The 21,171-nt window shown below is 61.9% G+C and carries 15 protein-coding genes and 1 pseudogene; 8 read left to right on the forward strand and 8 right to left on the reverse strand.

All coding sequences use genetic code 11. The features are described 5' to 3' along the window. Positions 1–43: 43 nt before the first annotated feature. Complete coding sequence (locus DU490_RS12500; RefSeq protein ID WP_114574623.1) at positions 44–976, reverse strand: AEC family transporter; 933 nt, start codon at positions 974–976, stop codon at positions 44–46. A 237-nt stretch (positions 977–1,213) separates the two neighbouring features. Between DU490_RS12500 and metF the strand changes: the two genes are divergently transcribed. Together metF and DU490_RS12510 are read left to right on the forward strand one after the other, a co-directional pair. Continuing rightward, positions 1,214–2,053 carry a methylenetetrahydrofolate reductase [NAD(P)H] gene (gene metF, locus DU490_RS12505; protein WP_114574624.1) on the forward strand — a complete coding sequence of 280 codons (840 nt, stop codon included), beginning with the start codon at positions 1,214–1,216 and terminating at the stop codon, positions 2,051–2,053. 42 nt (positions 2,054–2,095) lie between these two features. Then, a pseudogene (locus DU490_RS12510) lies at positions 2,096–2,431 on the forward strand (superoxide dismutase family protein); the annotation flags it as partial. Positions 2,432–2,521: 90 nt separating this feature from the next. On the opposite strand, the gene DU490_RS12515 reads toward DU490_RS12510, so the two are convergent. The 4 genes from DU490_RS12515 to prlC all read right to left on the reverse strand — a co-directional run bounded on the left by DU490_RS12515 (position 2,522) and on the right by prlC (position 8,696). Next, complete coding sequence (locus DU490_RS12515; RefSeq protein WP_114574625.1) at positions 2,522–4,717, reverse strand: TRAP transporter permease; 2,196 nt, start codon at positions 4,715–4,717, stop codon at positions 2,522–2,524. Positions 4,718–4,806: 89 nt separating this feature from the next. Next, positions 4,807–5,787 (reverse strand): TAXI family TRAP transporter solute-binding subunit, encoded by a 981-nt coding sequence (locus DU490_RS12520; RefSeq protein ID WP_114574626.1) that lies wholly within the window; start codon positions 5,785–5,787, stop codon positions 4,807–4,809. Positions 5,788–6,328: 541 nt separating this feature from the next. Next, positions 6,329–6,574 (reverse strand): YheV family putative zinc ribbon protein, encoded by a 246-nt coding sequence (locus DU490_RS12525; RefSeq protein ID WP_114574627.1) that lies wholly within the window; start codon positions 6,572–6,574, stop codon positions 6,329–6,331. A 70-nt stretch (positions 6,575–6,644) separates the two neighbouring features. Further along, on the reverse strand, positions 6,645–8,696 hold the full coding sequence (gene prlC / locus DU490_RS12530) for an oligopeptidase A (protein ID WP_114574628.1): 2,052 nt from the start codon (positions 8,694–8,696) through the stop codon (positions 6,645–6,647). Between the two features lie 171 nt (positions 8,697–8,867). Between prlC and DU490_RS12535 the strand changes: the two genes are divergently transcribed. Beyond that, the gene (locus DU490_RS12535; RefSeq protein WP_114574629.1) at positions 8,868–10,208 is read left to right on the forward strand and encodes a sodium-dependent transporter; all 1,341 of its coding nucleotides are present in this window, start codon (positions 8,868–8,870) and stop codon (positions 10,206–10,208) included. 31 nt (positions 10,209–10,239) lie between these two features. Then, on the forward strand, positions 10,240–10,791 hold the full coding sequence (locus tag DU490_RS12540) for a gamma carbonic anhydrase family protein (RefSeq protein ID WP_114574630.1): 552 nt from the start codon (positions 10,240–10,242) through the stop codon (positions 10,789–10,791). An 81-nt stretch (positions 10,792–10,872) separates the two neighbouring features. On the opposite strand, the gene DU490_RS12545 is transcribed toward DU490_RS12540, so the two are convergent. From DU490_RS12545 to DU490_RS12555, 3 genes are read right to left on the reverse strand one after another with little or no spacing between them, the layout of a single operon-like run. Further along, the gene (locus DU490_RS12545; protein WP_114574631.1) at positions 10,873–12,255 is read right to left on the reverse strand and encodes a sigma-54 dependent transcriptional regulator; all 1,383 of its coding nucleotides are present in this window, start codon (positions 12,253–12,255) and stop codon (positions 10,873–10,875) included. Continuing rightward, entirely contained in the window at positions 12,248–14,164 is a 1,917-nt protein-coding gene (locus DU490_RS12550; RefSeq protein ID WP_114574632.1) for an ATP-binding protein, read from the reverse strand. Before DU490_RS12550 ends, DU490_RS12545 begins: the two co-directional genes overlap by 8 nt. 11 nt (positions 14,165–14,175) lie before the next feature. Continuing rightward, positions 14,176–14,949: a GntR family transcriptional regulator gene (locus DU490_RS12555; protein WP_114574633.1), complete on the reverse strand. Its 774-nt coding sequence runs from the start codon at positions 14,947–14,949 to the stop codon at positions 14,176–14,178. Between the two features lie 368 nt (positions 14,950–15,317). Here DU490_RS12555 and DU490_RS12560 point away from each other — a divergent pair, with 368 nt between their 5' ends. Genes DU490_RS12560 through DU490_RS12575 form a run of 4 tightly spaced genes read left to right on the forward strand, consistent with a single transcriptional unit; the run spans position 15,318 to position 21,038 of the window. Continuing rightward, a complete protein-coding gene (locus DU490_RS12560; RefSeq protein ID WP_114574634.1) occupies positions 15,318–16,073 on the forward strand; it encodes a (Fe-S)-binding protein in 756 nt (251 codons plus the stop codon). Beyond that, positions 16,070–17,506 (forward strand): LutB/LldF family L-lactate oxidation iron-sulfur protein, encoded by a 1,437-nt coding sequence (locus DU490_RS12565; protein ID WP_114574635.1) that lies wholly within the window; start codon positions 16,070–16,072, stop codon positions 17,504–17,506. The genes DU490_RS12560 and DU490_RS12565 overlap by 4 nt, the downstream gene beginning before the upstream one ends. Beyond that, complete coding sequence (locus DU490_RS12570) at positions 17,503–18,171, forward strand: lactate utilization protein (protein WP_114574636.1); 669 nt, start codon at positions 17,503–17,505, stop codon at positions 18,169–18,171. The genes DU490_RS12565 and DU490_RS12570 overlap by 4 nt, the downstream gene beginning before the upstream one ends. Beyond that, complete coding sequence (locus DU490_RS12575) at positions 18,168–21,038, forward strand: FAD-binding and (Fe-S)-binding domain-containing protein (RefSeq protein WP_114574637.1); 2,871 nt, start codon at positions 18,168–18,170, stop codon at positions 21,036–21,038. Before DU490_RS12570 ends, DU490_RS12575 begins: the two co-directional genes overlap by 4 nt. Positions 21,039–21,171 lie beyond the last annotated feature (133 nt).

Below are 21,171 nucleotides of genomic sequence, written 5' to 3' on the forward strand. Positions count from 1 at the left end.
GCGTCTTCATGTCCGGTTAAGGGGATCAAAAGGTACTCAGAATTCACCCCAGGCCGGTAAGGCGCATCAGGACTTCTAGATAGAATGGAATCAGCAGTGGTGCGGCCAGGGTGGTCAGGAGTACCGCAATGGCGCCCTTCTCGGGTCGAATGCCGAGCTCCATGGCAACCACCACCACATTGGCGGCCATGGGGACCACTCCCACCAGCAGTAGTGCCATGGCCAGCTCGATGGGCAGCTGCATCAGTGACTGCAGTACGAGTACGGCCAGCAGCGCGACCAGCGGCCAGAGGCCGAAACGCACCGCCACGCAGGCGCTGATGAAGCGAGTGTCGAATTCTCTGACCGAGACGCGGCTCAGGGTCATGCCGATGATCATCATGCCCAGCAGGGTATAGGTGGCCGGGAACACGGCCAGGCCGTCCATGATCGCAACCGGAACCACCAGACCCAGGCCGCTGACCAACAGGGCGGCGAGGAAGGCGTAGATGAGCGGGAGTCGAGTGATCTTGATCAGGCTCTGGCGTACCGTGAACTGTCCACGGGCGCTGAGATAGAAACCCACTGTGAACTCGTAGAGCGTGACCCCGAGGACGCAGAACAGGTAGAGGGTCACCCCTTCGGGGGGAAGCAGGATCATGGCGATTGGCAGGCCAAAGTAGCCGGTATTACCGGTTCCGGCCGAAAAGGCCAGCAGGGCGCTCTCCTGCGAGGCGAAAAAGCGTTTGCCTACCTGGTTGACGAGTATGGCCATTAGACTGGCCAGCGTAAACAAGGCCAGTGTCAGCAGCAGGTAGCCTGGCGTCGGGCCTCCGAAGGTGAGGCCGCGAAAGAAGGTGAGCGGGGCGATCAGGTAGATCAGCAGCGTGGCGATCGGCCGTGGGTCAACGGCCAGATGGCGCGCCGCCAGCCAGCCCAGGCCGACGAAGGCCAGCAGTGTCCAGAGGGGGCCCATCAGGGCGCCGGGGTCGATCATCGCCTGCCAATTCCTTATCGAAAGACGTCATGATGCCTGGCACTCGCACGCATGTCAGCGAGGAGTGTCGACCACAGCGCGCAACATGACCGGAACTAATGCGCATGCCGGGAAACTTTCATTGGTCTCTATAGAGGCCGGCCGGCAAAATGGTAGGCCATAGACTCGAACCAGAGTGATCGATACATCGTGGCGTGGCCTATTTTGGCCTCGCCGACTAACGAAGGAGAGTGACCGATGAGCACGCAGGTACACCCGCTGGGTATCAGTTTCGAATTCTTTCCGCCCAATACCGACCTCGGGCGCGAGAAGCTGATGGGTGTGCGCGATGCCCTTGCCGAACGTAATCCGCGCTTCTTTTCGGTGACCTACGGCGCCGGCGGCTCGACACAGGCTCGCACGCTCAGTACCGTGCAGACCGTACGCGAGTCGGGTATCACCACCGCCCCGCATCTCTCCTGTATCGGGAGCGAGAAGGCACAGCTGCGTGACCTGCTGCATCGCTATCGTGAGCAGGGCATCGACAGCCTGGTAGCGCTGAGGGGAGATCTTCCCTCCGGCATGGGCGGCATCGGCGAGCTGCGCTACGCCAACGAACTCGTCGAATTCGTCCGTGAGGAGACCGGCGATCACTTCGAGATCGCAGTAGCTGCATATCCGGAATCCCACCCCCAGGCACCCAGCTTTGAGAAGGACCTGGAGAACTTCGTGCGCAAGATGAAGGCGGGCGCCAACTTTGCCGTCACTCAGTATTTTTTCACTGCCGATGCCTATTTTCACTTTGTGGAGCGGGCTCGTGCGATGGGCGTTGAGGCGCCCATCGTCCCAGGCATCATGCCGATCACCAACTACACCAAGCTGGCACGCTTCTCCGGCGCCTGCGGTGCCGAAATTCCTCGCTGGATTCGCAAGCAGCTCGAGGCCTATGGCGATGACAGCGAGTCTATTACGGCCTTCGGCGAGGAGGTGGTGTCACGTCTCTGCCAGCGCCTGCTGGACGGCGGTGCCCCGGGATTGCATTTCTATACGCTCAATCAGGCTACGCCCTGCCTGCGCATACTCGATAATTTGAGCTGAGCCACTGGCTGGCTGTCGCTTCAGCGTCTAGCTTGATCCAGGCATGTCCTCGGAAATGCCAGCTGCGAGCCACGCGAGAACGACGGCGGCGAGGTGACCGCGGCCGGCGAGGCGGGTGGCCATTACGATCCCGACGAAACCGATACCCACCAGGGCCCCTATGGGCACGGTCATCTCGGCGATCTGCCGGTGTTGATCGTCAATGAGGGCGGCGATGCCAACCTGCCGGTGCTCGCGCCGCGACTCAGTCTCGACGACATGGACGGTCGCAGCTTGATGCTCCACGAAGGTGGCGATACCTACTCGGATGAGCCCCACCTTGGCGGCGGCGGTGATCGCATGGCCTGCGGTACGGTAGAGATCAGTGCGAGCGGTTGAACTCTGGTGAGATGTACAGGATGTAAAGGGCCCCACCGTGGTGGGACCCTTCTTGATAGTGCGTTGTAACAGGAACCAAAGGGGCAGGTTTCAGCCCGATGGCACTGTCTTGGCACCACCGCCAGAAGACCTGCGCTGTAGCAGGAACAACCCCCCGCCTATAGCGAGCCCAGCTATGTCGGTATAGATTCCGCCATAGATCATGAACATTGCGCCGATCATCATCACCACACGCATCCATGCCTTGACCGGCCCGAAGAACCAGGCCTGGACGGTGGCGGCGAGCAGTACGATACCTAGGGTGGCGGTCACCCCGACTCGCAGGATCTGCACCCAGGTGCCTTCCATCAGCATGGCCGGGCTGTAGAAGAACATGAAAGGCACGATGAAAGCCGCAAGACCGATCTTGAACGAGGTCACCGAGGTTTGCATGGCGTTGGCGCCGGAGATGCCTGCCGCGGCGTAGGAGGCCAGCGCCACCGGCGGCGTGATCGCCGACACCACCGCGAAGTAGAATACGAAGAAGTGGGCCACCAGCGGTTGGATGCCGATATTGATCAGCCCGGGTGCTACCACCGAGGCAGCTACGGCATAGGCCGCGGTGGTCGGCATGCCCATGCCCAAGAGTATGCTGATACACATGGCGAAGATCAGGGCGAGTAGCTGACTGACCCCGGCGAGCCCGAGCAGCAGTGACGAGAAGCGAGCCCCCACGCCGGTCAGTGAGATCACACCTACGATGAGGCCAGCGCAGGCGCATACGGCAATGATCTGAATCGACATGGTGCCGGCCAGTCGCAACGCGGTGAGAATGGCGGCAATACCCATCTTGTTGGGAGAGAACCAGCTCACGACGGCAGCCGATGCGGTGGCCAGGGTGCCGGCACGAATCACCGAGTAGCCCATGAACAGCGCAGCAATCAGGATGATGATGGGAGTGAACAGATAGACCTGCTTGACCAACTTTGAGAATAGCGGGATCTCGTCCTTGCGCATGCCGCGCATGCCCTTGCGGGCAGCTTCGAAGTCCACCATGAAGTATACCGAAGCGAAATAGAGAATAGCGGGGATCAATGCCGCTACAGCGATTTCGGTATAGGGGATGCCGGTAATCTCGGCCATGATGAAGGCACCGGCGCCCATGATTGGCGGCATGATCTGGCCGCCGGTGGAGGCGGCGGCCTCGATGGCGCCAGCGCTACGGGCCGGATAGCCCACCTTCTTCATCAGCGGGATGGTCAGCGAGCCGGTCGACACCACATTGCCGGCGCTGGTGCCATTGATCATGCCCATCAGGCCGGACGCAAAAATGGAGACCTTCGCGGGGCCGCCACGCGCACGGCCGGCGGCGGCGAAGGCGAAGTTGACAAAGTAGTCGCCTACCTTGGAGGCCTGCAAGAAGGCGGCGAAGATGATGAACAGAATGATATAGGTCGAGGACACGGCCGTGGTTGGCCCGAGAATACCGGCATCGGTATAGACCTGGCTGAAGAAGCGGTTCAACGACAAGCCGGGATAGCCGAGGAAGCCTGGCAGATAGGGACCGGCAAACACGTAGATGAGGAAAATCGCGGATATGACGACCAGGGCCAGGCCGGTCACGCGGCGGGTGAGCTCCAGAATCAGCAGCGAGCCTGCTATGGCGGCCCACGATATGCCGATGGGGGCGAAAGCGGTACCGGTGGAAGCGCGCATGGGGCTGCTGAACATGATGATCAAATAGCCGGCGCTGGCGATGGCACTGATCATCAATACCAGGTCGGCGGGACAGAGCCTTTCGCGCGAGTGACGATGGAACCAGGAAATGACGATGGCAGCCGCAGTCGCAAAGATCAACGGGTAGCCGAAGTGCCAGGTTTCGATGGCGGCGTCTATACGCAGAGCGCCCTCGTTCATGGCACGATTTATCTGGAATACCTGAAACAGGGCATAGAGTGCCGGCAGCATCAGGGCATAACTTGCTATCGAGAGCCAACGACCGGCCGGGCTGACCTCGTGGCTTTCGGAAAAGCGGGCACCCGTATAGAGGGCATAGCCAAGGATCAACGCACCACAGATGTGAACGATGCGAAACGACCAGGTCTCCATCGGATAGACATTCAGTGAAATCAGATGGAAGCTGGAATAGGCGATGGCCATGGCGCCAAACAGGAACCACTGCCAACCGGAAAAGAGTCGGCGATTTGACTCGATTACTTCCTCGTCGACGCCTTCGGCGATGGTTTCGGGCGCCTTGGCGACGGCCTCCTCGGACGCCCCGGGTCGGGTATCGGGAGTGTTGTTCATGGGTCATTCACCCTCGGGTGGGATGCTACGGAGAAATGCGCCATGCCCTGAACCGGTCGGTACGAGGCATGGCGTCAGTTTGACGATGCTTACTTGATCAGCGATTCGTCAATTTCATGGCCATTTTCCTGATACCAGCGCACAGCACCCGGGTGGAATGGCAGCACCTGATTATGCACCACGTTCTCTGGGATGGTGGTTTCTGCACTGCGGTGCACATTACGCATCTTGTCATTGTTTTCCATGGTCGCCTTGGTGACTTCATAGACGAAGTCTTCCGGTAGATCGCAGCGGGCGATGGCGAAGTTCCACATGGAAACAGCGTTGGCACTCTCTTCCAGTGTGGTATAGGTGCTAGCCGGAATCTGGAAGGCTGCCACAGGGAAGTTGTCGATGACGGTTTGCTGCTCTTCCTTGGTGAATTCGATGATATTCACGTTAGTCTGTACTTCGAGCTGGCTCACCGCTGGAATCGGGATGCCTGCAGCGAAGGCGATAACGTCCAACAGCCCATCCTGCAACTGGCCTCCGAGGTCGGTCCAGCCGCCGTTGCGGCGCTCGAAATTCACGCCCAGGGTCTCGAGAATGGCCGGGAAGTAGGTGTCGGACGTGGAGGCTGCCGGCCCGAAGCCGATGCGAGCGCCATCCGGAATTTCCGAGATGGAAGTGATGCCGGTGCTGGAGAGTGCGGTGATGGAGAACGGTGTCTCGTACATCGGAAACAGGGCGCAGACATTGTCCATTTTCACGCCGGGAGCCAGCGGGCTCTCACCTTTGACGGCATCGGAGGCCGGCCCCATAGTGGTAAGGCCAAAGGCGACATCTCCGCTGTGAACCAGAGCCAGGTTCTGGGTCGGGCCACCAGTCACTTCCCCGCCACCGGAGATGCCCAGTTCATCAGCAATCAAATTGGCCCAGCCGGAGCCATAGACGAAATAGGTGCCGCCCTGACTGGCGGTGCCCACCGTGAAGTTGTCCGGCCAGTCTGCGCGGTCGGCGTGGGCTGAGGCTGCCATCAGCATGGCGCCGGCCAATGTGCCGGTAAGCGCTATTGTGGTGACGTTGCGCATGGCGTATCTCCGTTGCAATTGTGGTTATCGTCCAGCGGGCACTGTGGCCGCTGTCGGTCAGTCTGGCTGATGCCGCCTGGTTTGATTGTTGCCCGGGCGATGCATTCCAGAATAACAAGAAGCAGATTGTGTGCCGTAAAAATTACGCCATAAAAAAAACAGAGACTTATTCGCAAGCGTTGCGACTAAAGTTGAGGGGTAAAAATCAAGAAACGGCTGGATGATCGCACACTCGTTTCTTTCCGTGTGCGGTTTTTCGCACGCTTCGGGTCGGTGAGTCTGGGGTGTCGCGACCGGGGTGGCAATCAGTCGTCTCGCCTGATGCAGGTCATTCGTTAGCGTAGGCGAGCCGGAGATCAAGTCGCTGCTGACGCAGGCGCTCGGCCAGTTCACGCTGCCAGTGTTGGTTAACGGTTTGCCATGGGGGGGCTGATATCGGGGGGGCTCAGGTTCTTCGGCCAGTCGGTTCAGGGCAAGGGCCTGGCGGAGTTCGTCATGGGCTGGAGCTGGGGTCTCCTGGCGACCGCTTCCTTTGACATGATCAGCGTCCTTTGGGATCGAGAATCCTTACGGTCTGAATGGTGTCGGTGCGCTGCTCCTCACGCTCTCGGTTGACCCGGGTTTCCAGCTCGTCGTGGGCATCGTCCTCGATGGCTGCCTGCTCGAAGAAGTCGCAGCTGACGCAGTCGCGGTAGCGAATTCCGTTCTGCTCCCAGGAGCGGATGCGGTCCATCTGGGCGCAGCGAGGGCAGATGGCGCCGGCGATAAAGCGTTTCTGAACGGCCATGGAAACTCCTGTATGGCAGTCACCGGGGCGGTAGTGCCCCGGTGGCGGTCGATGACCAGCGGGTATCGGGTCAGGCGGCACGAATCCCGCTATGGCGTAGTAGCGGCTCGACGCTGGGTTCGCGGCCACGGAAGGCTTGAAACAGCTCGGCGGCGTCCCGGGAGCCGCCCTGCTCGAGGATATCGTGGCGAAAGCGCCTGCCGGTCTCGCCATCGAATATCCCGGCCTCCTCGAAGGCGCTCCATGCATCGGCCGAGAGTACCTCGGCCCACTTGTAGCTGTAGTAGCCTGCCGCATAGCCGCCGGCGAAGACATGACTGAAGCCGTTTTGAAAGCGGTTGAAATCGGCCCGCGGTACCACCGAAACGGCGGTACGCACCTCGTCGAGCAGCGTCTGCACATCGGCGGCAGTGGGGCCGATCAATTCATTATGCAGGCGCAGGTCGAACAGCGAAAACTCAATCTGGCGCATCAAGCCCATGGCCGCCTGGAAATTTCGGGCATCCTGCAGGCGTTCCAGCAGCTCGGCTGGCAGCGGTTCGCCGGTGTCGACGTGACCGGCAATCATGTCCAGCCCTTCGCGTTCCCAGCAGAAATTTTCCATGAATTGGCTTGGGAGTTCCACGGCGTCCCATGCCACCCCGTTGATACCAGAGATATCGGCCACGGTCTGTCGGGTCAGCATATGATGCAGTCCGTGTCCGAATTCGTGGAACAGGGTGGTGACCTCGTCATGGGTCAGCAGGGCGGGGCTGTCGCCTACCGGGCGGGTGAAGTTGCAGGTCAGGTAGGCCACCGGCAGCTGCAGGGAGCCATCTTCACGGCAGCGCCGCACCCGGCACTCATCCATCCAGGCCCCGCCGCGCTTGCCCTCTCGGGCGTAAAGGTCGAGATAGAAGCCGGCAATGGCCTGGCCGTGCTCGAGAATCTGGAAGTAGTGCACTTCCGGGTGGTAGCGCGGGGCCGAGGTGTCCTCCTGAAAAGTGACGCCATAGAGACGCTCGACGACCCGGAATAGTCCGTCCACCACCCGGGGCGCCGGGAAGTGGGGGCGCAGTTGCTCTTGGGAAATGGCGTGGCGTGCTTCGCGAAGCTTCTCGCTGGCATAGCCCACGTCCCAGGGGGACAGCTCGGCGATGCCCAGCTCGGTGTGGGCGAACTCGGCTAGCTCACCAAATTCTTCGCGTGCCTGGGGCGCGGCGCGCCTGGCCAGGTCCTCCAGAAACTCGATCGCCTGCTGGGGCGATTCGGCCATCTTGGTGGTCAGGGAGTAGTCGGCATAGGTGGCGAAGCCGAGCAGTACGGCCAGCTCGTGGCGCAGGCGAAGGGTCTCCTCGATGATCGGTGCGTTGTCGTACTCGCCGGCATTGGGCCCCTGGTCGGAGGCGCGGGTAACGAAGGCCGTGTAGACCTCGCGGCGCAGGGAGGCGTCGTCGGCGAAGGTCAGCACCGGATAGAAGCTGGGAAAATCCAGGGTGATGCGATAGCCGCGCGCATTCTTGGCTTCGGCGTTGGCGGCAAGCGTCGCCAGGGCACTCTCCGGCAGGCCGGACAGCCGGGCTGCGTCGTCGATGTCCTTGTGCCATGCCTGGGTGGCATCCAGCAGCTGATTGGAAAAGGTGTTGGAAAGCTCCGAGAGCCGTGACTTGATCTCGCCATAGCGGCGCTTTTCCTCGGCGGGCAGGTCGACGCCGGCGAGATGGAAGTCGCGCAGGGTATTGTCGATGCTGCGGCGCTGGCCTTCATCCAGCGATTCCCAGTCAGGTCCCTCCTTCAGCGCCTGCCAGGCCTGAAACAGCCCTTCGTGCTGCCCCAGCCAGGTACTGTAGTCGGACAGCTGACCCAGGCAGGCCTGATACGCTTCGCGCAGCGCAGGCGTGTTCATGGTCCCGTTGAGGTGAGAGACCGGCGACCAGGCCCGGGAGAGACGGTCGTTGAGCGCCTCGAGGGGGGCGGCAAGACTCGCCCAGGTCGGCGTCTCCTGCCGCGCGTGTGCGACGAGCGTGTCGATGGCCGCCCGGTTTTCCGCGATCAATTCTTCGACGGCCGGCACCACATGGTCCGGGGCGATATCGGCGAAGGGCGGCAGGTCGTGGGAGTCGAGCAGCGGATTGTGGGACATGCACACCTCGGGAGCAGGGCGGAAGGGTTGGATAGGTATCAGGTTACCCGCAATTGACTTTAGATGCGGCCGGGCAGGCCGGGTTTCAATGCATCATGGGATATCGATGGATTTGGTGCCATCGAGCCGGCCTGATAGTCTTGCGGACTTCACGAAGGAGAGGTCGACGGCATGAACGCAACCCTGGAGCGCTGGAGTACCCGGCGGGCCTTCATTCTAGCGGTGACCGGTGCAGCCGTAGGCCTCGGAAATATTTGGCGTTTTCCCTATATCACTGGCGAGAATGGCGGGGCTGCCTTCCTGGTGCTGTATGTGGCATTTGTGCTGCTTCTGGGGCTGCCGGTGATGATTGCCGAGATACTGGTCGGTCGCGCAGGCCGCCGTTCGCCGATGCAGTCGCTGGGGTATCTCGCCTCTGCTGCCGGTGCCAGCAAACACTGGCGCTGGCTGGGACTCTTCGGCGCCTTTACGGTCTTTTGCATCCTCTCCTTCTACTCCGTGGTCTCCGGCTGGTCGATCGAGTTCCTGGTGGCGTCGGTCAACGGCAACTTCGTCGGCCTCAGTGCCGCGGACATCGGTACCGGGTTCGATGCCTTCCTTGCCGACCCCCGGCGCATGACCTTCACTCATACGCTCTTCCTCTTCATGACCATGAGCGTGGTGGCCGCCGGCGTGGCCAAGGGGCTCGAGCGGCTCAATAATCTGCTGATGCCGCTTCTTTATCTGCTGCTGCTCCTGCTGGCCGGCTATGCGGCGACCACGGCGGGGTTCCGGCCGGCCCTGGTGTGGTTATTCCAGCCCGACTTCACGGCCATAACACCGCTCGTCGTGATGCATGCCATGGGCCATGCCTTCTTTACGCTGGCAGTGGGAGCCTGTGCCTTGATGGCCTATGGTGCCTACATGCCCGAGCGCCAGAGCCTGCCTCGAGCCGCCGCCGCGGTGGCCGCTCTCGACGTGGGCGTGGCACTGCTGGCGGGTATCGCCATCTTCTCGGTGGTGTTCGCCCAGGGCATGGACCCCGCCGAGGGGCCGGGCCTGATGTTCGTGACGCTGCCGATTGCCTTCGCCGAGCTGCCCTGGGGCGCGCTGTGGTTGAGCACCTTCTTCCTGCTGCTGCTGCTGGCGACCTGGACCTCGTCGATCAACCTGGCCGAGCCGATGGTCGCCACGCTGCAGGGCCTGGGACTCGGGCGCGGCCAGGCCGCCGCGGTCATCGGCGTGGCGGTGTGGCTGATGGGCCTGCTGTCGGTGCTGTCGTTCTCGACGCTGGCCGAATGGCGTCCGCTGGCGGGCATGAACGTCTTCGACCTGGTGACGACCATTCCCACCGAGATATTCCTGCCGGTGGGCGGCCTGCTGATCGCCGTCTTTGCGGCCTGGATCATGCCGCAAGGGGCTACCCGGGGCGCCCTGGGCGTCGGAGAGCCGGGCTTTCGCCTCTGGCTGGGGGTGGTACGCTGGGTATCGATTCCACTGACGGTCCTGGTGCTGGCTGCCGGGCTGCTATGACATGGCCGGCGAGCCGGTCAAAGGAGGCGAGATGCAAGCGGGAAACCCTATTCGCAGCTGGAAGGGCGTGACCCCTAGCCTGGGAGAGCGGGTCTATGTGGACCCGGCCAGCGTGGTGCTGGGCGACGTGGTGCTGGGCGATGACAGTTCGGTCTGGCCCATGACGGTCATACGTGGCGACATGCACCGCATTCGTATCGGTGCGCGCACCAGCGTGCAGGATGGCAGCGTGCTGCATATCACCCATGCCAGCGACTTCAATCCCGATGGCTTTCCGCTCATCATCGGCGACGACGTGACCATCGGCCACAAGGCGGTCCTGCACGGGGCTACCCTGGGCAACCGTATCCTGGTGGGCATGGGGGCCATCGTCATGGATGGCGCTGTGGTCGAGGACGAGGTGATCATTGCCGCGGGTGCGCTAGTGCCCCCGGGCAAGCGCCTGGAGAGCGGGCATGTGTATGCCGGCAATCCGGCCAGGGCGATGCGGCCGATCAAGGAGAGCGAGCGTGCCTTCTTTCCCTATACCGCGGGCAACTACGTGAAGCTCAAGGACGAGTACCTCGCCTCGCAGACGGAGTAGCGCCTTCGGCACCGGCATCCAGCCGTTCAAAAAATGCAGGCCGCAGCTGCCGTCCTGGTCGGTATTGGGCGAGCTGGTCGCTCAGGGCATGACCTTCTGGCGGTAGTCCTCGGCCTTCAGACTATACTTCTTGAGCTTGTCGTAGAGGGTCTTGCGCGGCAGCCCCAGGTGTTCACAGACTTCGTTGATACGTCCACGGTGGCTCGCCAGCGATTGGCTGATGAGGCTTTTCTCGAACAGTTCGACCTGCTGCGGCAGGGCGAGGTCGGCACCGGCGGTCTCGACGCCCTCGAGCAGAGCGTCGAGGCGATAGTCGAATGCCGATCCCAACAGCACATAGCGTTCGGCCAGGTTGCGCAGTTCGCGGACATTGCCGGGCCAGTCATGGGCCATCAGCGTCGAGACAGCGCTTGTATCCAGGGGTGGCGCTTCCAGGCCGCTGCGATTGGCTGCGACGACGGCGAAGTGCTGGAAGAGCAGCGGGATATCCTCACGACGATCCCGCAGCGGCGGAATCGGCAGGGTGACCACGTTGAGGCGATAGTAGAGGTCCTCTCGGAACTGGCCCTCCTCGGCGGCAACCTTGAGGTCGACCTTGGTGGCGGCGATGACCCGAATGTTGAGCAGCACGGTCTCATTGGCACCCAACCGTTCGACACAGCGCTCCTGCAGAACCCGCAGCAGCTTGACTTGCAGGGTCAGCGGCATGGACTCGATCTCGTCGAGGAAGACGGTGCCGCCGTTGGCGTGTTCGAATTTACCGATACGGCGCTCCACGGCGCCGGTAAACGCTCCTTTTTCGTGGCCGAACAGCTCCGACTCGATGATGCTTTCCGGCACGGCCCCGCAGTTGATGGCGACGAAGGGGTGGCCGCCGCGTGGGCTGCGCTCATGAATGGCGCGGGCCACCAGGTCCTTGCCGGTGCCTGTCTCGCCGAACAGAAGAACGTCGGTTTCCACCTGGCCGATACGCTGGATCATGGAGGCCAGTCGTTGGATAGCCTGGGTGCGCCCCACCAGGCGCGGGCCGGGCGCGGCCTGCTGTGCTTCGAGTTCGGCCTTGAGCCGCCGGTTCTCCAGGCTCAGGCGGCGCTTGTCGACGCCACGTCGTACCATCTCCACCAGGCGCTCGCCGGCGAAGGGTTTTTCCAGAAAATCCCAGGCGCCTTCCCGCATCGCCTCCACGGCGGTGGAAATGTCACCGTGTCCGGTAATCAGGATGACCGGCAGGTCGGGGTCGCGAAGACGCACTTCCTTCAGCAGGGCCATGCCATCCATCCCCGGCATGCGGATATCACTGACGATCACCCCGGGGAAGTCGGGCATCAGCGTCTCCAGAGCGCTCTCGGCGCTGGCGTGGGGCTCGGGCAGATAACCGGCCAGTTCCAGTGTCTGGCCGGCGGTGATACGCAAGTGGGGTTCGTCATCGACGATCAGCACCGGTGCGGCTGCCGGGTCATGCATGTGACTGCTGCTCCTGGGTTGGCGATGGCAGGGAGGTGTCGGGGCGTTTCACCCGAGGCAGGATAATGGTGAAGCTTGCCCCGGCGACAGGCTGGTTACCAGCTTCGATTTCACCCCCCAGATCCTTGATGATGCGTGCCGATATCGATAGCCCCAGCCCCAGTCCGCTGCCCGGTGACTTGGTGGTGAAGAACGGCTCGAAGATACGTGAAAGGTACGGCTCTGGAATACCGGGACCAGTATCACTGACGCCGATACGCACGTTGCCTGCTGCGATCTCGGCGCTGAGGATGAGCTTGGGCTCGGACGATTCCGTCATTGCCTGCAGCGCATTGCCGATCAGGTTGACCAGCACCTGCTCAAGACGAACCAAGTCAGCATGGACCCAGACCTCTTCGTCCCAGTGGCGGATGACGTCAACGTCGCGAAGCCGATTCTGGTAGAGCCGTAGCGCGTAGTCGAAGCATGCCTGCACCGATACCGTCGTCAACGAGCTGTCGCTCTTGCGCGAGAATTGACGCAACTGAGCGCTGATCTCGGCCATGCGCTCGGTGAGCTCGACGACCTGGGCCAGGTTGGCATCGGCTGCCTCAATGCGCTGGCGCTCGAGGAAGGCCCTGGCATTCTCCGCATAGGCTCGGATTGCTGCCAGTGGCTGATTGAGCTCATGATTGATACCGGCGGCCAACTGGCCCAGGACTGCCAGCTTGGCCGCCTGAACCAGCTCGTCCTGAGTCTGTCGCAGGTTGGCCTCGGCGCGGCGTCGCTCTTCGATCTCGTCGGAAAGCAGTCGGTTAGTTTCCAGCAGGTCACGCGTGCGCAGCGCGACGTTGCGCTCCAGTTCGTCCCGAGCCTTGGCCAAGGTCTGGCGCTCACGTTCGGCGAACAGCTCCCGCTCACGGCGCAGTCGCAGCCTTTGCCAGCCAGCGCCGCCTGCCAGTGTGACCATCCCATAGAGACCGCCGGCGAGCAGGGCAGAGAACCATTGTGCGTTGTGCACCGAATCGAGGGGTTTGAGAATATGCATATCCCAGTCGTAGGCCTCCATGTGGCGTGTAACGCCCAGGAATCCACCTTCCGCCAATGGACCAGATTGGAAACTGACCAGGCGGCTGCCATCAGGGCGTTGCTCCTGGATATCGATACCCGAGGGAGAGAGTGGTTCGTCGGCATAGCGCCTAGTTGCCAGCAGGGTTTGACGCTCCTCTTCCGAGAGTGGATACAGCGCTGCCATGCGTAGCTCGGGGTGGCTTGCCATGAAGATGATGTCGTCCTTGTCGGTGACCATCAGCACGGCGTCCTGCTCTGCCCAGCTCTCCTCGACCGAATCCAGCAGGATCTTGATGACCATGACGCCGCTGGGACGGGCATCTGGGGCAGTGTCCTCTAGCCACACCGGTGCGGAAAAATAGTAACCTCTTTCAAGCGACTGCACGCCAAGGCCGTAGAAGCGCCCACGGCCACCAGCAATGGCATCCTGGTAATAGCTGCGAAACGCGTAGTTCTGGCCGATGAAGGTATTGGGTCGGTGCCAATTGCTCGCGGCCAGGGTATTGGCCTGGTCATCAAGTAGATAGACGTCGGACACATTTGCTGTGGCCCGGAACTGGTCGAGCAGCAGGTTGAGCGGCATGGCATCCTGCTGGCCAGGATTGAGCAGGAAACGCTGGACCATTTCACGGGAAGCCAGCAGTTGGGGTAGGTAGTCATTGCGTGTCAGATGCCCCTCAAGACCGGCAGCCGAGAGGCGCAGCTCGTTCTCGGCTTCTCGCACCAAGGTCTGTAGTGCCTGTTCTCGCGCCACTTGGGCGGCCTGCCATATGACCACTACAAGACCCAGTGGCAGCAGCAACAGCAGCAGCCGGCGGAGAGGAGTCGACAGGCGAGGTGGATGGTGCGGACCTTTCACGCGAGTGCTCCCTACTGCTGGATTTCGGGCAGGGCCTGGGCGCGTCGCAGGGCTCGCTGGGCGCGGGTTTCGGCTCGCTCCATTTCCAGCAGTTCCTCTTCGACGAAGACCAGATGCTCGTGGGCACGAGCCCGGGCGTCCTCTGCCCGGCCTTCGAGAATGGCATCCAGCAGGGCGCGGTGCTGTTTCATCAGCAGGGGGCGCGACTGGGGCTTCTCGAACAGGTGGGCCAGGTTGTCGACGATACTCTTTTCCAGCAGGTGGAATATGCCGCGAATGGTATGCAGCAGCAGCACGTTGTGGCCCGCCTCCGCGATTGCCAGGTGGAAGGCCGCGTCGGCCTTGGCTTCGAGCGCCGGGTTGCGGCCAGCGAAACAGGCTTCCAACTCGTCGAATCGCTTGATCAGCATGGCCTTGTCGGCTGGTGTTGAGCGCAAGGCGGCATAGTAGGCCGATATGCCCTCCATGGCATCGCGAAATTCCAGCAGGTCTAGATGGAATTCGTGATGACGGGATAGCATGTCCAGGAGAGGGTCGCTGTATCCGCTGTTGAGCTCGCTTGTCACGAAAGTGCCGCCGCCCTGGCGGCTGGTCAGCAATCCACGCGTGGCCAGCTTCTGTATGGCTTCGCGCAGTGAGGGTCGGGAAACACCAAAACGTTCGGCCAACTCCCGCTCCGGCGGCAACCGTTGGCCTGGCTTGAGGCTACCCTCGAGAATCATGGCCTCGAGGCGCTCGGTGATCACATCAGCAAGCTTGGGCTGGCGAAGGGTCTGATAGGACATGCAGGCTTTCCTGGCAGTCGAGCATAATTGGTCTTACCAATACTGACGTGATTGTCGTCATGATGCAATGGGTTGGAGGAGAGAAAAACTGACCGCTTATCATGCGCTTGCGACAGCATAAAAAAGAGTAGACCAAAGTATAGCCCATCCAGAGAGGTAAAAAATGGTCTGCCGTTTGACATGTTGCAAGCTGGAACCTAATGTCCGTTTTGTTTTCCGGTAAATTGGTTTTACCAATCTTTCGGGCGATGAAGAGGCAAGGCAAACCCTGTGCGAAGATCGACGTTATCGAACACAATAACTGACGTGTGACACAGCAAATCTACCGTAGTCCGCAGCTTCCGGCGGGCCGACCGTGAGGGATCCTCATGACGCCAGTCAAGCTATATCCGCCCAAGCCCGAAAAGGTCTACTTCTTCGGCACCTGTCTCGTCGATGCGTTCTACCCCGAAGCGGGCTTGGATGGCATTCGCCTGCTGGAGCGTGAGGGTATCGAAGTTCTCTTTCCCGAAGACCAGACTTGCTGCGGTCAGCCGGCCTATACTTCGGGCTATCAGAGCGAAGCTCGCGCGGTGGCGGCTGCGCAGCTCAGGCTATTCCCGGATCCGTGGCCGATTATCGTTCCTTCAGGCTCCTGTGGGGGCATGATGCGCACTCACTACCCACAGCTTTTCGCTGGTTCTGATCAAGAAGCGCAAGCCAGCGAGGTGGCCGGGCGCATCTATGAACTCACGGAGTTCCTGCTGCATGTCTGCCAGCTAAAGCTCGAGGACCGCGGTCAGCCTGAAAAAGTGGTTATGCATACCTCCTGCAGTGCTCGTCGTGAGATGGGGTTGGGCGAAACCGGACCGATGCTACTGGCCAGAATGGGGCAGGTCGAGCTGGTGGGGCAGGCTCGGGCCGCCGAGTGCTGCGGCTTTGGTGGCACCTTTGCAGTGCGCCATCCGGAAGTTTCCGCCGCCATGGTCGAAGACAAGACCCAAGCGATCGAAGGCACGGGCGTGAGGCACTTTGTCACGTCCGACTGTGGCTGTCTGATGAACATTAATGGCCGCTTCGAACACCAAAAGAAGTCGATCCAGGGCGAGCATATCGCGAGTTACCTATGGCGGAGAACGTCATGAGCGTCGAGATCTATACGCCGCGGGCCTTTCATCGTCAGGCCCATGATGCCCTGGGCAATCCACAGATCCGCTCCAATTTCCGTCGTGCCATGGATGGCCTGATGACCAAGCGGCGCGATGTCTTCAGTGACTGGGATCTGGAAACTCTTCGGGATCTGGGCGCCAATATTCGCCTGCGGGCCCTGGCCAAGCTGCCTGACCTGCTTGAGCAGTTGGAGACCAACTGCGAGGCCAACGGCATCCGGGTCCACTGGGCCGAAGATGGTGAGGAGGCCTGCCGAATTGTCCGTGAGCTGTGCGAATCTCACGGGGCGAAAGCGGTCATCAAGGGCAAGTCCATGGTCTCCGAGGAGATGCATCTCAACGCCCACTTGGAAGAGGCGGGCATCGAGGCGCTGGAGTCCGACCTCGGCGAGTACCTGGTGCAGCTCAACGACCAGACCCCCTCGCATATCATCATGCCGGCGATCCACCTAAACACCGACGAAATTTCTGACATCATGCACGAAAAGACGGGTATCGAGCGTACCCGCGATGTCGACACCATGACCGCGGCCGCCAGGACTCAACTGCGTGAGCGCTTCATGAATGCGGACGTGGGCGTCTCGGGGGTCAACTTTGCCGTGGCTGAGACCGGGACTCTCTGCCTGGTGGAGAACGAGGGCAACGGGCGCATGACGACCACGGTTCCCCCGGTGCATATTGCCGTGACGGGCATCGAGAAGGTGGTCGAGCACCTGCGCGACGTGCCGCCGCTCTATGCACTGCTCACGCGCTCTGCAACCGGCCAGCACGTCACCACCTACTTCAACATGATCAGCTCACCGCGCAAGCCCGGCGAACACGATGGCCCCAAGGAAGTCCACCTGGTGCTGGTCGACAATGGTCGCTCCAATATCTACCAGGACAACGAATTGCTCGACACCCTGCGCTGCATTCGCTGCGGGGCCTGCATGAATCACTGCCCGGTTTATACCCGCGTCGGCGGTCATAGCTACGGCACCACCTATCCTGGCCCCATTGGCAGCATCTTGATGCCCCATATGCTGGGTCTCGAGGAAACGAAGGACCTGCCCACCGCATCCAGCCTGTGCGGCGCCTGTGGCGAGGTGTGTCCGGTCAAGATCCCGATCCCCGACCTGCTGGTACGCCTGCGCCGTGAGGCGGTTGGCGAGGGGCGCGGCAACGTCCCCGGCGCCGGGGTCAAGCGCACGAAGAAAGAGGCGGCGGCCTGGAAGAGCTGGCAGTGGCTTGCGACCCATCCCTCGGCCTGGCGGACGAGCTTGCTAATGGCCGGTAAACTGCGTGGTTTGACGCCAACGAGGTTCGGGCCCTGGACGCAATACCGCACGGCACTGAAGCCGGCGAAGCAGTCGCTCCACGCGCTGGTCAAATCGCACCGCCGGGATAGGGATGGGGAGGACAACTCATGAGTGCACGCGAGAACATACTCAAGCGCCTGCGTGAGCGCACCGACGGTCCCTTGACCGCACCACTAAGCGATTTTGGCGTGGTGAGCGGACGGGGCTGGAGTGCCGAAGAGCGTATCGAGCGCTTTGAGCGACTGATCACCTCGGTCCATGGCGAGGTGGTTCACACGACTCATGGTGCATGGACCACGTCACTGGCTGACGTGCTGATGGCAAAGAATATCCAGCGCCTGGCACTGGGCCGTGAGCATCCGGTGGCGGCCGAGGCGAGAGCAGGCCTGGTCGAAGGGGAGGTGACCCTGATCGATGCCGATCGTGATGTGGAGGAGTGGCAGCAGGAGCAGTTCGCGTCCACGGATGCCGGCCTGACGTCCACTCGGGGTGGTATTGCCGAGACCGGCAGCCTCTGGCTGTGGCCGACTCCAGATGAACCCCGCCTGATCAGCCTGGTGCCGCCAATACACATCGCCGTGCTGGATGCCGACACGCTGGAGGACACCTTCTTCGATGTGGTCGAGGCCCATGGTTGGGCAGGCGGCATGCCCACCAATGCCTTGCTCATTTCGGGTCCGAGCAAGACCGCTGACATCGAGCAGACCCTGGCCTATGGCGTACACGGCCCCCGTGAACTGGTCGTGCTGGTGCGTCACACCGAGGAACCCTCATGACATCTGTGACACTTGCTCCACCCAGTGCCGATGCCTGGCAGGAGCTCAAGTGCGAACTGCTCGAGAGCATACCTGCCGAGCGGTTGATCGATGACTCGCTGCGCACTCTGGCTTATGGCACCGACGCCAGCTTCTACCGTCTGATTCCCCGGTTGATTGTGCGTCCCGAGAGTGAAGATGAGTTGATGACGGCTCTGGCGGCGTGTCGCACACGTCGCTTGCCGGTGACCTTCCGCGCCGCCGGTACCTCGCTTTCCGGTCAGGCGGTTACCGACTCCGTGCTGATCCAGGTTGGTCAGGGCTGGCGTAGCCATGAGATTCTCGAAAGCGGGCAGGCGATTCGCCTGCAGCCTGGGGTGATCGGGGCGCGGGCCAATCAGTTGCTGGCCCCCTTCGGGCGCAAGATCGGGCCGGACCCGGCTTCCATCGGCAGCTGCATGATCGGCGGCATCGCCGCCAATAATGCCTCAGGCATGTGCTGCGGCACTGCACAGAACAGCTACCGCACGGTACGCGATATTCGCGTTATCCTGGCCGACGGTACCCGGCTAGACACCGCCGATCCGGCCAGTCGTGAGGTTTTCCGTCGCAGCCATGCCGAGCTTGTCGAAGGACTCGAACGGCTCTCTGCCGAGACCCGGGCCAACGAGGCGCTGGCCGACAAGATTCGCCACAAGTACCGGCTCAAGAATACCACCGGCTATGCGCTAAACAGCCTGGTCGACTTCACCGACGGCATCGAGATACTCAAGCATTTGATGATCGGCTCCGAAGGGACGCTGGGCTTCATCAGCACTATCACCTACGACACCGTGGTGGATGAACCGCTGAAGGCCGCAGCCCTGCTCTTCCTGCCCGACATGGCCACCACCTGCCGGGCGACCATCGCCCTCAAGCCGGCACCGGTTTCCGCAGTCGAGCTGATGGACCGTGCAGCGCTGCGCTCGGTGGAGCGCAAGCCGGGCATGCCCGAGGTGCTCAAGACGCTGCCGGAAAATGCGGCGGCGCTGCTGATCGATGTGCGTGGCAACGATGAGGACGAACTTGAAAAACGCCTTCTGGCGGTGCGGGATATCTTCGAAGGTATCCATACCCTGGAACCTGTCACCTTCACTCGTGACAAGAGCACCTACGAACTCTACTGGAAGATCCGCAAGGGCCTCTTTCCCGCGGTGGGTGCAGTGCGTGAGACCGGCACCACGGTGATCATCGAGGACGTGGCCTTTCCCATCGAGCGCCTTGACGAGGGCGTTCAGGCGCTGACCGAAGCCTTCCATCGCCATGGCTATCCGGAGGCCATCCTCTTTGGCCACGCCCTGGAAGGTAACCTGCACTTCGTCTTCCCCCAGGGCTTCGAGAAGCCCGGCGAGGTGGAGCGCTACCAGGCACTCATGGACGAAGTAGCGCAGTTGGTTGGCGTCGAGTACGGCGGTTCGCTCAAGGCTGAACATGGTACCGGGCGCAACATGGCCCCCTATGTCGAACTGGAGTGGGGGCCCGAGGCCTACGCGCTGATGTGGCAGATCAAGGCGCTGTTCGATCCCGAGAACCTGCTCAATCCCGAGGTCATCCTCAGTCGCAACCCGACATTGCACCTGGAAAACCTCAAGCCGTTGCCGGCGGCCCATGCCATCGTCGACAAGTGCATCGAGTGCGGTTTCTGCGAGCACGTCTGCCCGTCGAGGGACCTGACCCTGACGCCGCGTCAGCGCATCGTCATTGCTCGCGAGATGGCAAGGCTCGAGGCATTGGGCGATGCCATCGACGGAGAGGAGGCCGAACGGCTTGCCACGTTGCGCCGCGATTATCGCTACGCCGGCGACGAGACCTGTGCCGTCGACGGCCTCTGCGCCACCCAGTGTCCGGTGGGTATCAATACCGGTGAGCTGATCCGCGAGATGCGCCATGAGCGACTGGCGAAGCATGCCGACCTGTCGCGGCGGGTGGGGCGCCACTTCTCCGGGGTGACCCGTGTTGCCCGGGGCGTGCTGAACATGGCAGGCGTTGGCCGTGCGGTGCTGGGCGAGAAGGGGCTCTCTCGGGTCAGCGGTTCGATAACCAAGATTAGTGGCAACCGAGTGCCGCAATGGGTGCCCACCCTGCCCAAGGCGGCACCGATACGGTTGCTCAAGCAGCGCTCGCCTGGTGAGGGGTCGAAAGACAAGGTGGTTTACCTGCCCTCCTGTGCGACTCGGGTGTTCGGTGCCACCCATGGCGATGCCGAGAGCCGCTCGATCATGGAGATCACCCTGTCGCTGCTTGAGCGGGCGGGTTTCGAGGTGATACTGCCCGAGATGACGGGGCATCTCTGTTGCGGCATGGCCTTCCATTCCAAGGGCCAGTTCGAAGAGGCGACGCACAAAGCTCGTGAGCTCAATCGCGAGTTGTTGGTGGCCAGCCAGAACGGGCGCTATCCGATCATCAGCGATACCAGTCCTTGTGTGCTGCATATGCAATCGCGCCTGGATGAGCGTCTGTCGGTGCAGGAGCCGGTTGCCTTCGCCCATGACCACCTCTTGCCACGGCTCGAGCTCACACCCCTGGATGAGCGCGTCGCGGTACATGTCACCTGCTCCAGTACTCATATGGGGCTGGGGGAGCGCATGGTGGCGCTGGCCAGGGCCTGTGCCCGTGAGGTGGTGGTGCCGGCGGAGATCACCTGCTGCGGCTTCGCCGGCGACAAGGGGCTTTCCACGCCGGAGCTCAATGCCTCGGCGCTGAAGGGCTTGGCCGTGCAGGTAGCAGATTGCGATGCGGGGTACTCCAATTCAAAGACCTGCGAGATTGGTCTGGCGCTGCATGGGGGTATCCCCTACCGTTCGATCCTGTCGCTGCTCGACCGGGCAAGCCGAGAGGCGGCAAGCTGAGCGCACCTGGTTATCCACAGCCACTTGTCCCAGGCCGCCTGTGGATAGCCTGGCTGCCCATCATTCCGTCATGGCCCCGTCATCGTCCTGAAACTTTTTTACAAGGGCTCTTGCAGGGGGCAAAGGAAAAACG

The sequence above is a fragment of the Halomonas sp. DQ26W genome (genome assembly GCF_003339685.1).
Taxonomy (GTDB): Bacteria; Pseudomonadota; Gammaproteobacteria; order Pseudomonadales; family Halomonadaceae; genus Halomonas.

Coding starts and splice junctions, on each gene's coding strand:
- DU490_RS12540 (WP_114574630.1), top strand. CDS start 10,240: ATGCAAGCGGGAAACCCTATTCGCAGCTGGAAGGGCGTGACCCCTAGC.
- DU490_RS12555 (WP_114574633.1), bottom strand. CDS start 14,949: ATGTCCTATCAGACCCTTCGCCAGCCCAAGCTTGCTGATGTGATCACC.
- DU490_RS12545 (WP_114574631.1), bottom strand. CDS start 12,255: ATGCATGACCCGGCAGCCGCACCGGTGCTGATCGTCGATGACGAACCC.
- DU490_RS12560 (WP_114574634.1), top strand. CDS start 15,318: ATGACGCCAGTCAAGCTATATCCGCCCAAGCCCGAAAAGGTCTACTTC.
- DU490_RS12575 (WP_114574637.1), top strand. CDS start 18,168: ATGACATCTGTGACACTTGCTCCACCCAGTGCCGATGCCTGGCAGGAG.
- prlC (WP_114574628.1), bottom strand. CDS start 8,696: ATGTCCCACAATCCGCTGCTCGACTCCCACGACCTGCCGCCCTTCGCC.
- DU490_RS12500 (WP_114574623.1), bottom strand. CDS start 976: ATGATCGACCCCGGCGCCCTGATGGGCCCCCTCTGGACACTGCTGGCC.
- metF (WP_114574624.1), top strand. CDS start 1,214: ATGAGCACGCAGGTACACCCGCTGGGTATCAGTTTCGAATTCTTTCCG.
- DU490_RS12520 (WP_114574626.1), bottom strand. CDS start 5,787: ATGCGCAACGTCACCACAATAGCGCTTACCGGCACATTGGCCGGCGCC.
- DU490_RS12515 (WP_114574625.1), bottom strand. CDS start 4,717: ATGAACAACACTCCCGATACCCGACCCGGGGCGTCCGAGGAGGCCGTC.
- DU490_RS12525 (WP_114574627.1), bottom strand. CDS start 6,574: ATGGCCGTTCAGAAACGCTTTATCGCCGGCGCCATCTGCCCTCGCTGC.
- DU490_RS12570 (WP_114574636.1), top strand. CDS start 17,503: ATGAGTGCACGCGAGAACATACTCAAGCGCCTGCGTGAGCGCACCGAC.
- DU490_RS12535 (WP_114574629.1), top strand. CDS start 8,868: ATGAACGCAACCCTGGAGCGCTGGAGTACCCGGCGGGCCTTCATTCTA.
- DU490_RS12565 (WP_114574635.1), top strand. CDS start 16,070: ATGAGCGTCGAGATCTATACGCCGCGGGCCTTTCATCGTCAGGCCCAT.